The sequence below is a fragment of the Salinirubrum litoreum genome, assembly GCF_020567425.1.
GTDB classification, from domain to species: Archaea; Halobacteriota; Halobacteria; order Halobacteriales; family Haloferacaceae; genus Salinirubrum; species Salinirubrum litoreum.
Window position 1 is genome coordinate 1146477 of record NZ_JAJCVJ010000001.1, and the last position, 11961, is coordinate 1158437.

General features: G+C 68.9%; 9 protein-coding genes. 6 read left to right on the forward strand and 3 right to left on the reverse strand.

Annotated elements, in window-relative coordinates; all coding sequences use genetic code 11:
- The first annotated feature begins 130 nt into the window (after positions 1–130).
- Positions 131–1162: an N-acetyltransferase DgcN family protein gene (locus LI337_RS05705; RefSeq protein WP_227228794.1), complete on the forward strand. Its 1032-nt coding sequence runs from the start codon at positions 131–133 to the stop codon at positions 1160–1162.
- Positions 1153–2193, forward strand: a complete 1041-nt coding sequence (locus LI337_RS05710) for a dipeptide epimerase (protein ID WP_227228795.1) — start codon at positions 1153–1155, stop codon at positions 2191–2193. The genes LI337_RS05705 and LI337_RS05710 overlap by 10 nt, the downstream gene beginning before the upstream one ends.
- A gap of 8 nt (positions 2194–2201) precedes the next feature.
- Here the strand turns inward: LI337_RS05710 and LI337_RS05715 are convergent, their stop codons facing one another.
- Positions 2202–3815, reverse strand: coding sequence for a glutamate-cysteine ligase family protein (locus LI337_RS05715; RefSeq protein ID WP_227228796.1), 1614 nt, complete (start codon positions 3813–3815; stop codon positions 2202–2204).
- Positions 3816–3821: 6 nt separating this feature from the next.
- A complete protein-coding gene (locus LI337_RS05720; protein ID WP_227228797.1) occupies positions 3822–4655 on the reverse strand; it encodes a PspA/IM30 family protein in 834 nt (277 codons plus the stop codon).
- Positions 4656–4811: 156 nt separating this feature from the next.
- Here LI337_RS05720 and LI337_RS05725 point away from each other — a divergent pair, with 156 nt between their 5' ends.
- Positions 4812–5423, forward strand: coding sequence for an alpha/beta hydrolase (locus LI337_RS05725; protein WP_345777740.1), 612 nt, complete (start codon positions 4812–4814; stop codon positions 5421–5423).
- Between the two features lie 1176 nt (positions 5424–6599).
- Here the strand turns inward: LI337_RS05725 and LI337_RS05730 are convergent.
- Positions 6600–7499 carry a PhzF family phenazine biosynthesis protein gene (locus LI337_RS05730; RefSeq protein ID WP_227228799.1) on the reverse strand — a complete coding sequence of 300 codons (900 nt, stop codon included), beginning with the start codon at positions 7497–7499 and terminating at the stop codon, positions 6600–6602.
- A gap of 165 nt (positions 7500–7664) precedes the next feature.
- On the opposite strand from LI337_RS05730, the gene ppsA reads away from it, so the two are divergent.
- The 3 genes from ppsA to LI337_RS05745 all read left to right on the forward strand — a co-directional run bounded on the left by ppsA (position 7665) and on the right by LI337_RS05745 (position 11926).
- A complete protein-coding gene (gene ppsA / locus LI337_RS05735) occupies positions 7665–10031 on the forward strand; it encodes a phosphoenolpyruvate synthase (RefSeq protein WP_227228800.1) in 2367 nt (788 codons plus the stop codon).
- A 74-nt stretch (positions 10032–10105) separates the two neighbouring features.
- Positions 10106–10876, forward strand: a complete 771-nt coding sequence (locus LI337_RS05740) for a DUF2238 domain-containing protein (RefSeq protein ID WP_227228802.1) — start codon at positions 10106–10108, stop codon at positions 10874–10876.
- Positions 10877–11005: 129 nt separating this feature from the next.
- Positions 11006–11926, forward strand: a complete 921-nt coding sequence (locus LI337_RS05745; RefSeq protein ID WP_227228803.1) for an HVO_0234 family beta-propeller protein — start codon at positions 11006–11008, stop codon at positions 11924–11926.
- The last annotated feature ends 35 nt before the right edge of the window (positions 11927–11961 follow it).

The following is an 11961-nucleotide window of genomic DNA, read 5'->3' on the forward strand; positions in this document are numbered from 1 at the left end:
AGCGCTCGCGGTCTCGATTCTCGGGAGAGGACGTCTCCCCAGTCACGGCTTCGTCGTCCCAGCGAGCAGAGCCTCGGCCCACGACGTGATAGGGACCCTCTTTAAGTCGCGTGTCCACATCCCGCAGGGTATGACGAACGATCCACGGCGCGTGGTCGTCCTCGCCCACGGGAAGTTCCCGGACCGGGCGAAGACGGCCACGGGCGTCATGAAGTACGGCACCGACGAGATCGTCGCCGTCCTCGACCGCGACCGGGCCGGCCAGCGCGTGGCCGACTGCCGGGCCGACCTCCCCGACGCACCCATCGTCGGGTCGATGGCCGAGGCACCCGAGGCCGACGTCCTGTTGATCGGCATCGCCCCGATCGGCGGCGGCTTCGACGAGTCGTGGCGCGACGACGTCGAGACCGCCATCGACCGGGGTTGTGACGTGGTCGCGGGGCTCCACTACTTCCTCTCTGAGGACGACGAGTTCGCCGCGATGGCCGCCGAGGCCGGCGTCGAACTCCGCGACGTGCGCAAACCCGATCCGGACCTCACGGTCGCACAGGGGATCGCCGACGAGGTCGACGCGAAGATCGCGCTGACGGTCGGCACCGACTGCTCGGTCGGGAAGATGACCGCCTCGCTGGAGATCGTCGAGGCCGCACAGGAGCGAGGCATCGACGCCGCGTTCGTCCCGACCGGCCAGACCGGCATCATGATCGCCGGGTGGGGCAACCCCATCGACCGCGTCGTCTCGGACTTCACCGCCGGCGCGGTCGAGGAGATGATCTTGGAGATCGGCGACGACCACGACCTCCTCGTCGTCGAGGGACAGGGGTCGATCACGCATCCGGCCTACTCCGCCGTCACCTGCGGCATCCTCCACGGCGCGATGGCCGACGCCCTCGTCCTCTGCCACGTCGCCGGCCGGGAGGCGATCCACGGCTACGAGTCCTTCCCCATCCGGCCGGTCCCCGAGTACGTCGACCTCTACGAGTCGCTCGCCGATCCGGTCCACGAGACCGAGGTCGTCGCCGGCTGTCTCAACACCGCCGACCTGCCGGACGACGAGACCGCGCGGGCGGCACTGGACGACTACAGCGACGCGCTGGGTGGGCCGGCGACCGACCCAGTCAGATTCGACGCCGGGGAGGTCGTGGACGCGCTATGGCCCTGACCGCCGACTTCGAGCGACTCGAACTCCCGCTCGAACACGAGTTCACCATCTCGCGTGGGTCGGCGTCGACCGCTCGGAACGTCGCCGTCGAGATCACCGACGAGGCGGGAACGACCGGCGTCGGCGCGGCCGCCCCCTCGCGGCACTACGGCGAGACCGTCGAGACGGTCGAGGCCGTCCTGCCGGCCCTGCTCGACGTGGTTCGAGACGTGGGCGATCCACTCGCGCTCGACCGGATCGAGCGGGAGATGCGCGGGCGGGTGAACGACAATCCCGCCGCACACGCCGCCGTCTCCATCGCGCTCCACGACCTCGTCGCGAAGCGACTCGACCAGCCACTCTATCGGCTGTGGGGACTCGACCCCGCAGGCGCGCCCGACACGTCGTTCACCATCGGGATCGACGACACCGAGACGATGCGGCGGAAGACCGAGCAGGCGGTCGAACGCGGCTACTCGACGCTGAAGGTGAAGGTCGGCACCGACCGCGACGAGGCGATCGTCTCGACGGTCAGAGAGACCGCACCGGACGCGACGATCCGGGTGGACGCGAACGAGGCGTGGACGCCCCGCGAGGCGGTCCGGGCGACCGAGACGCTCGCAGACTACGACGTCGAGTTCGTCGAGCAACCGGTCCCGGCGGACGACCCCGAGGGCCTCGAGTTCGTCTACGACCACGGGGCACTGCCGATCGCGGCCGACGAGTCGTGCGTCACCCTCGCAGACGTGCCCCGAGTGGCGGACAGCGTGGACATCGTGAACCTGAAACTGATGAAGTGCGGCGGCCTGCGCGAGGCGAAACGGATGATCCACACCGCCCGCGCCCACGGACTGGAGGTGATGCTCGGCTGTATGGTGGAGTCGAACGCCGCCATCGCGGGCGCCTGTCACCTCGCGCCACTGCTGGACTACGCCGATCTGGACGGGGCGCTCCTGCTGACCGAGGACGCCTACGACGGGGTCGACCTGTCCGGCGGGCAGATTCGGCTCGGCGGACTGGATCGGTCGGGGACCGGCGCGCGAGAACGGTAGCGACGTCCTCAGAGCCAGTCGACGAACGAATCGACGCGCCCGGCGCGTTCGAGGTAGTCGCGCTGCATCCGGCAGATCGCCTCGGGGAGCGTCGCGCCGTCGTCGACAACCTCGTGAACCCGCTCGCGTTTCCAGTCGCTCGGGGTCGTCCCCACGCGCCGCCGGGCGTCGATTGGCGCGAGGTAGGCGTCGGCCTTCGCCTCGTGGAGTCCCTGTTCGGTCAGCCCTCGGCGAGCGTACTCGAACACCTCTCGGAGGACGGTGTCGCTGTCGGTCGTCTCCTCGCCCTCGGCCGTGATCCAGGCGAGGTCGGCGTCCAGGCCGTTCGCGGCCACGTCGTAGAACGACTCGCGGGCGTCGGCCCAGTCGAGGCCGACGACTGGGTGGTCTGCGGCGACCAGCCCCCTGATCAGCCCGACGGTGAGACACTGCAGGCCGACGACGTCGGTCGCGGTCGGCTGAGTCGGGAGTGGACGATACTCCAACCTGACGGAGGCGGTCGTGTTGTCGTCGCCCGCCGTGTCGCCGTGCCGGTCGCGGGTCCCGCGCGGCACCTGGCCGCCGACGACCGTCCGGAGCCAGCGCCAGTAGGTACCGCGTTTGTGGTCGAGTTCGGGGAACCGCTCGGTGTAGTCGTCGGGCACCTCGGCGTGGGGTTCGGTCAGGAACGGGGCGTAGGTCTCGTCGGCGACGAGGCGGTCGGCCACGTCGGTCGCGGCCGTCAGGTCGCGCGGGAATCGCACCTTCTCTCGGCCGGGCTCACAGCCGGCGTTGATCCCCTGTTCGAACACGGCGATCCGGAGTTCGTGGTGGCTCGCCGTGACGATCTCGTGTGCCTCCTCGCCACGCACCTCGGGGTAGAACTCGGCCGGGAGGAACGGCGAGTTCGTCGCCAGCGCGAGTACGGGTGCCATCGTCCGGAGCGCCACGTCGAAGTAGGTCGGCAGGTCGTCGGTGGCTGGAATCTGGAGGTGTGGCTGGATCGAGGTGGCGAGCGACTCGACGAGGATCGTCGGGAAGGCGCGTTCGACGCCCGGCACGTCGAGGGTGACCGAGCCACCGGCACGCCGCAGGATCTCGTTGTCTAAGGCGACGTATCGGGCGTTCCGACGCATGTTCTCGGCGATCACGACGCCGTCCTGCTCGGTGTGTGCGTCGAGGTACGCGCCGGCCCCCTCCGACGGCCCGACGGTCCACATCGCGTCCAGCGGGAGGCGGATCGAGTCGTCGGCGTCCGCGTCGGCCGGGCGGTCCGTGTCTGCCGACAGGTCGGCGACCGCCTGCCGTGCCTCCCGAACCGCGGTGCGGATCGACGCCGCCTGTCGTTCGAGACCGGGCGCGTCGAACACGTCCGGCTTGGTGTTCAGTTCGACGTTGTGGACGCCGAGTTCCTTCCCGCAGACGCCACTGTCGAACAGCGCGTCGGGCAACCTGACCAGTCGTCCCGTGGCGTCGGTGGCGTACGTCTCCAGTTCGAGTCCGACCGCGAAATCGTCGTTGTCCAGTGCGCCCGACCGAACGTCGTGACCGACGGTCGCGGCCTGTCGTTCGACGCGGGCGTCGAACTCCTCGCGGGTCTCCGGCGACAGCGACTCCTCGACGGCGGCGACGATCTCGTCCATCCGGACTCAGGCGTCCTCTTCGTTCTTCAACTCTTCCAGTTCGGCTTCGACCTCTTCGTCGGCCACGTCCGCGTCGGCCTCGAGGTCGTCGAGTTCGGCGTCGGCGTCTGCGTCCGCCGTCGTCGACTCGCTCGGTGCGCTCCCCTTGCCCATCTCGGCTTTCAGCGTCTCCAGTTCGGTGTCGACCTCGCGGCTGGAGCGGCCGGCTTCGAGTTCGCGGTCGATCTGGTCTTTGTCAGAGAGGGCGTCGTCGAACGCGCCGGTGTCGGCGAGTTCGTCCATCGCCATCGACCGGGCTTCCATCTCCTCGGTGCGCTCCTCGGCACGCTCGATGGCGCGGGCGGTGTCTTCCATCTCGTCGCCGACGCCCGACAGCGCCTCGGAGACGCGACTGGAGGCTTCTGCGGCCTCGTATCGGGCCTTCATCGTCTCCTTCTTCGTGCGGAACTCCTCGATGCGGCTCTGGAGCGTGTTCTTCTTCTCGACCAGATCGTCCTGCGTGTTCTGGAGCTGTTCGATCTGCCCGTCCAGTTGTTCGATCTGGTTCAGCTTCGCGTTCTTCTTCTCCAACGCCTTCCGAGCGAGGTCCTCACGATCCTGGTTGATCGCCTCGCGGGCCTGCTCGTTGTGCTTCTCGACGTTGTCTTCGAGTCGGCGCTTCTGAATCTCCAGTCGCTTCTTCTGGGTCGTCAGGTCGGCGATCCCCTGTTTGACCTGCTGGAGTTCGTCCCGCATCTTCTCGTAGGAGTAGTCGAGCGTCTCGTTGGGGTCCTCGGCACGATTGAGGAGGGCGTTGATCTTCGACCGAACGACGTAGGACGCGCGCGAGAGTATTCCCATACCTGTCTCTTGGGCACCTGAGGCTTAAAACCTCATGCGCCCGACCGCTGGCCGGTTCTCGGCTGTGAGACGGAGACGTAGCTCACGGTCGACGGAACCGTGGTTCGGGCACACCGCATGGTAACCGGCTTGTCGCTCCGGCGACTCGGGACGACCGTGAGCGAGACCGTCTTGATTCCGGGTGGTCGTGACGTGCGCGGGTCGCTAGACACCGCGAGTGTGTCGGACACTGCCGAGTCGGTCGTCGTCGCCTGTCCGCCGCATCCCCAGCACCGGGGGCATCGCGGCGACGAGCGACTGGTCGCGGTGAGCGAAGCGCTCACCGCGGCAGGCGTGGACTGTCTCCGGTTCGACTACGGCGACTGGGACGAAGGTCGCGGGGAGTCGGCGGACACCCGGCAGGCGCTGCGGTGGGCCGACTCGCGCTACGACCGTGTCGGCCTGTTCGGCTTCAGTTTCGGTGCGTCGCTGGCACTGTTGGCGGCCGGCGGGTCCGAGGTGGCGGTCGGCCTGTCGGCGGTGAGTGCCCTCGCGCCGACCGCGCGTCTCGGCCCGGAGTTGGACGTGGTTCGGGCACTGGACGGTGTGGACTGCCCGGCGCAGGTGGTCGTCGGCGAGCGAGATACGACCGTGGACTGGGAGCCGGTGGCAGAGCGTGCGAGAGAGGTCGGATTCGAGGTGCGGGAGTTGAGCGGCGATCACTTCTTCGTCGGCCAGTCGGGGACGGTTGGCGAAGTGGTTTCGGGGTTTTTGTTGGACTACGTGTGAGACTGTTACTGCGACACCACCGCTACTCGATACAGCGCACCTCCCAGCGGAACCGCGACCGCGACCCGAACCGCGAACCGCACCAGCACCAGCACCGCTACTCGATCCGGGACAACCGGACTATTCGACCGCGACAGCACCGCAGACCGCATCCGCAACAGCGCCGCTACTCGTGCGAGCGCGAGGAACCGCACCGCAGACAGCACCGCACCTCACACCTCCCCAGCCTCGGCCGGCGCTCTCCGCACCGCCCGCGCCGACCTCCCTCGCACGTCTGGCGAGAGCGACGCTCTCGCTGACCCTTGTCACCGGCGCGGAGCGCCGGTTGCTGGCGGGACCGAAGGTCCCGCTCTGTCGTCGGCGCGCCGCGCCGACTGCCAGCGAGACCCTCGGTCTCGCCCTGTTCGCAAGCTCACGAGGACGACTCCTCGCGCGCGCCGACCGCAAGGGCGCTACGTAGGCTCACGATTTAGAAATACACGAATATAGTTTTTCTACATTCGTAGGCTCGTATCACACGCACCAGTCGAGCGGGCTGGCGCGACCTCCGTGTCGCGCACTTCGGCGGCGTGCAGCCGCCTCAGACGAGCCGACGGTCACAGGGAGGCGCTCGCGCTGAACCCGACTGGTCTACCGCGAGTTGCGCGATGGGTCGCAGATTCCACCGGGTGGGACTGAAAGGGGCCGCGCTCTCGACCCTGCCCCGACGCCGGTAGCCGGGCGGGACCGTCGGTCCCGCTGGAAACCGGCGCGCCGCGCCGGTGACAGAGCGAGACCGGAGGTCTCGCCAGCAGACGGGCGAGGCGTGGCTCGCCCGTCAGCACCGCAGGGAGGGAGAGCCGGCTTGCCGGCTCGACCGACTGAGGAGCGTGGTTCGAGAGACGCCGTGGCGTCTCTCGTCATCACGAGAGAGCTTCGCTCTCTCGAACGACACCAAGTCACGGCAGGTCGAGAGCGCGGGGGCTTTCACCTCTCGTCGTCCGCGACCCACCCGAAAACGATTCTAGCGTCTTGGGGCTTTCACCTCTCGTCGTCCGCGACCCACCCGAAAACGATTCTAGCGTCTTGGGGCTTTCACCTCTCGCCGTCCACGACTCGGGCGACACCGATCACTTCGACTAGGGGCTTTCACCCATCGCCGTCCACAACTCACTCGACAGAATTCTCGTCTCGGGATTACGCCTCGATGATCTCGTCGTCGTCGAACTCGGGGATCACCATCGACCCCTCCAGCGTCGTCACGGCCCGGCCACCCACGCGCACCTCGTCACCCACGCGAACCGACACTACACCCGGGCGGTCCACGAAGTGGCCCTGTTCGAAGGTCATCTCGTCGGGCAGGTCGTCGAACGCGCCGACGTGCCGGAGGTACGCGCCGCAGGCACCACTGGCCGTCCCGGTCACCGGGTCCTCCGGGACGCCCGCGCCGGGGACGAAACACCGCCCGTGGAGCGTCGAGTCCGCTCCCAGCGCGTCGAACGTGAAGGCGTAGACGCCGACTGCGTCGTGCGCCTCGGCGAGCGCCTCGATCGCGGCGAAGTCCGGGTCGGCGTTGCCGAGGTGTTCGAGGAAGTTCACCGGCACCAGCAGAAACGCCATCCCCGTCGAGGCGACGGCCGGCGGCACGTCGGCCGCCACGTCCCGGAACGCGGCGGGGTCGATCCCCAGGGCGTCCCCGACCTCGGCCCAGTCGAGGTCGACCTGCCGAACCGTCGGCTGATCCTGTGTCATCCACACTCTGTCGTCCTCGCCGATCTCGATCTCCAACACGCCGACGTTCGTCTCCAAGGTGTGCGTCCCGCGCTCGATCACCCCGTCCTCGTGGAGGTGCGCGTGGCTGGCGATCGTCGCGTGTCCACAGAGCGCGACCTCCTGTGTCGGCGTGAAGTACCGAACCCGTCGGTCTGCCGACCCACTCGACTGGAGGAAGGCCGTCTCGCTGACCGCGAGTTCCCGCGCGATGGCTTGCATCTGCTCGGCCGACAGGCCGTCGGCGTCCGGGACGACCCCGGCCGCGTTGCCGGCCGTCGGCTCTGTGGTGAACGCATCGACGAGGAGCGTGCGCCGCGTGTCCATGCAGGCCGTTCAGCGGGGCGTGGGTTCAATCCTGCGCTCCGGCGGCCCCGCAGATCCCCGCCGGGCCGCCCGGTGACGGGCGACGTTACTCGGTTTCGACTCAATTTCTTGCAGAGGAAACCTGCCGGAAGCTTCTTTAGGTCGCTTCCAGCAGAGACAGACGTAATGGCTGTACGCTGGCTGGAAGACATACGGTCCGGCGATCTGGACGCCGTCGGCGGGAAGGCGGCCTCGCTCGGGGAACTGACCGGCGCGGGTCTGCCGGTGCCGCCCGGGTTCGTCGTCACGGCCGACACCTACCGGTCGTTCATTCAGGAAGCGGGTATCGACGACGAACTGTTCGCGGCGATGGACATCGACCCCGAAGACTCCGGTGCACTCGCCGAGGCGCAGCGCCGCGCCGAGGAACTCATCACCGGGACCGAGTTCCCCGACGACGTGAGAGCGGAGATTCTCGACGCCTACGAGTCGCTCGGTGACGGTGAGGAGTTCGTGGCGGTCCGGTCGTCCGCGACCGCCGAGGACCTCCCGGACGCCTCCTTCGCCGGCCAACAGGAGACGTTCCTCAACATCACCGAAGACGACCTGCTGGATCGCGTCCGCGACTGCTGGGCCTCGCTGTTCTCACAGCGGGCGATCTACTACCGCACCCGACAGGGGTTCCCGCACGACCAGGTCGACATCGCGGTCGTCGTCCAGCAGATGGTCGACGCCGACCAGTCGGGCGTGATGTTCACCTCCCACCCCTCCACCGGCGAACCGCGCGTGATCATCGAGGCCGCGTGGGGACTCGGCGAGGCGGTCGTCTCCGGCGCTGTCTCTCCGGACAACTACGTCGTCTCCCGCGAGCACCGCACCGTCGACGAGGTGACGGTCGCCGACAAGAAACTGATGCACGTGAAAGATCCCGAGACCGGCGCGACCAGCGAGGTGCCGGTGCCGGAGGACCGCAGAGAGAAGCGAGTCCTCTCGGACGAGGACCTCCGGCGACTCGTCGATCTGGGCGAACGCGTCGAGGAGCACTACGGCACCCCGCAGGACGTGGAGTGGGCGATGGTGGACGACGAGATACTCATGCTCCAGTCCCGGCCGATCACGACGATCTCCGAGTCGAACCCCGCCGGAAAGGCCGAGGACTCCAGTGCCTTCGCCAACGGGGGCGTGGACGTCTCGGGCGAGAACGGGGAGTCGACCGCGAACGCCGACACGACCGCGGGCGAGAACGGCGACGCGTCGGCTTCGGCCGACGCCGACAGCGGCGACACCCTGCTGAAAGGGCTCGGCGCGAGTCCCGGCATCGTCTCGGGACCGGTCAGAATCGTCGAGAAACTCGACCAACTCGACAAGGTCGAGGAGGGCGACATCATCGTCACCGAGATGACGATGCCGGACATGGTGCCGGCGATGAAGCGCGCGGTCGGCATCGTCACCGACGAGGGCGGGATGACCAGCCACGCCGCCATCGTCTCCCGCGAACTCGGCGTCCCGGCGGTCGTCGGCACCGGGAGCGCGACCCGGCAACTGCGGGACGGCCAGCGGATCACGATGGACGGCGACAAGGGGACCATCCGGGCCGGCGAGGTCACAGAACCCGAGGTCGAACACGATCCGGTCGAGGAGGTCAGGCCGCAGTCGCCCGTCAAGCCGATGACCGCGACCGAGGTGAAGGTCAACGTCTCGATCCCGGAGGCCGCAGAGCGCGCGGCCGCGACCGGCGCGGACGGCGTCGGCCTCCTCCGGATCGAACACATGGTGCTGTCGCTGGGCCAGACACCGGACCGGTACGTCGCGGAACACGGCGAGAAGGCGTTCGTGGACGAGATCGTGCGTGGCGTCCGGGCCGTGGCGGACGAGTTCTACCCCCGGCCGGTTCGCGTGCGGACGCTGGACGCCCCGACCGACGAGTTCCGGCAACTGGAGGGTGGCGACGACGAACCACACGAACACAACCCGATGCTCGGCTACCGGGGCATCCGCCGGAGTCTCGACCAACCGGAGACCTTCGCCTACGAGTTACAGGCGTTCCGCCGCCTCTACGACATGGGCTACGACAACGTCGAGATCATGTTCCCGCTGGTCAACGACGCCGAGGACGTCCACCGAGCGGTGCAACTCCTGCGCGAGCAGGGCATCGACCCCGACCGCCGGACGTGGGGCGTGATGGTCGAGACGCCCGCCAGCGCGCTCGGGATCGAGTCACTGGCCGAGGCCGGCATCGACTTCGCCTCCTTCGGGACGAACGACCTGACGCAGTACACCCTCGCGGTCGACCGGAACAACGAGCACGTCGCCGACCGGTTCGACGAACTCCACCCCGCCGTGCTGGAGTTGATCGGGTCGACCATCGAGACCTGCCGCGAGTTGGGCGTCGACACCAGTATCTGCGGGCAGGCCGGGTCGAAGCCCGAGATGGTACGGTTCCTCGTCGAGCAGGGGGTCAGTTCGATCTCGGCGAACATCGACGCGGTGCGTGACGTCCAACACGAGGTCAAGCGCGTCGAACAGAAACTGTTGCTCGACTCGGTGCGGTAGGCGTCGGCGTCCCGTCGCCGACGCCGCTCCGCTCGGGAGAAAGCACTTACCGCGCTCCGCCGACCCACTACGTGATGGTCCCCGCCGCCCTCCCCCGGTACCGGCCGGTCTCCCTCCCCGCCGCGCCGGCACTCACGGCTCGCCTCGCACAGGTCGCACTCGCAGTGACGATTCTCGCCGGCCCGACGCGCGCCGACGGGATTCTCCTGCCGCACTACGGACTCGCGGTGCTGCTCCTGCCGGATGCCCTCGACCGAGTCACCGGAGTCTCACTGCCGCCGGCACACCGCCTGTGGATCGCGGGCGGCATCGCACTCCACCCGTTCGGCGCGTTGTACGGCTACTACGACACGGTCTGGTGGTGGGACCACCTCGCACACGCGGCCTCGGCGTCGTTGCTCGCCGCCGGACTGTACGCCTGTTGGCTCGCGGTCGGACGACTGCGAACCGGCGGGGATACCCTCCCAAAGATCGGCGTCGCCGGTCACCTCGCGGTGTTCGCGCTGGTCCTGAGCGGGGGCGTCGGCTGGGAGGTGTTCGAGGCCCACACGACCGCGCTGGTCGTCTACGGCCCGACCGACACTCGACTCGATCTGGTGTTCGACGTGGTCGGCTGGGCACTCCTCGCCCCGGTCGCCCGTCGGGTGGTCGGCGACGTGCCCGCGGGACTCGCACGACGGTTCGGCGGCGGGACCGACGACCGGCAGGAGAACGACACTCGCAGTGCCCGGGGACGAGGCGACCGGCCACGTGATGACCGAGGACGAGGCGACCGGCCACGTGATGACCGAGGACGAGACGACAACCCGCGTGACGACGCGTCGAAAGTCGATCCGGCCGACTGAGGCTCACACGTCTCTGCTGCCGACTCCCACCAGTCGCTTCGCACGGCTCTCGCCGATCCCGAAATCCGCACGCCTCTTGCCGACTCGTTCATCCACACGCCTTTTGCCGAACCCTGCGAAGGCCCGCGTATGCCGACAATCGAGGAGAAGCGAGTCTACACCGAGTCGGCCGGCACGGTCGAACTCGCGGTCGCTACCGACCTCGGACTGGTGGTCGTCGACGTCTCCGACGACTTCGTGGGGGAGTTCGGCATCGCACTGCGAGAACCCTGCCGTGACGTGACGAGCGTCGACGGCGCACTCGCGGTGGCGACCGACGAGGACGTATTGGTCGCCCCGCCCGAGTCGGAGACGTTCGCGCCGACCGCCTTCGGCCCGGCGGCGAGCGTCGCGGCCGACGACGGCGACCTGCTCGCGCTCTCGCCCGACGGGACGGTCGGTCGACTCGCCGACTTGCACGAGGTGCTGGCGACCGGTGAGGAGACCGGCGGGGACACAGAGGACGCCGAAGACGGCGAGGAGGCGAGCCTCGGCGCGCCGGACCACGAGGGCTGGCGCGAACTCGGACAGGTCGACGGCGGCCGCCGACTCGACGGGAACCTTCTGGCCGCAGAGGGCGGCGTCTACCGCGTCGGCGACGACCTCGTCCACGCCGGACTGGACGACGTGCGGGACGTGGCGAGCGCGGGCGTCCCGCGCTGTGCGACCGGTGCGGGTCTCTACCGCCTCGGAAACGGCTGGCTGGACGACCTGTCGGGCGACTTCCGCCTGGTCGCCGGGAGCGTCGACGGCCGGGCGAACGCGGTCGGCGTCGTGGACGACGGCGGCAGTACCGAGGCGACCGCCGGCGAGGAGCGACTGTTCGCGGTCGACGACGGAGAGTGGCGGGCAGTCGAGTCCCCGGTTCCGGAGGCGGTCGCGGCCGTGGCTCACGGCGAGGCCGCGACCTACGTCGTGAGCGAGAGCGGGACGCTGGCGGTCGACGCGGGCGACGGCTGGCGGACGCAGACGCTGGGCGTCCGAGGTGTCGCCGCGCTGACGGTCAGGTGACGAACGAAAAGCGGTTTAGCCCCGCACGGAGTGGT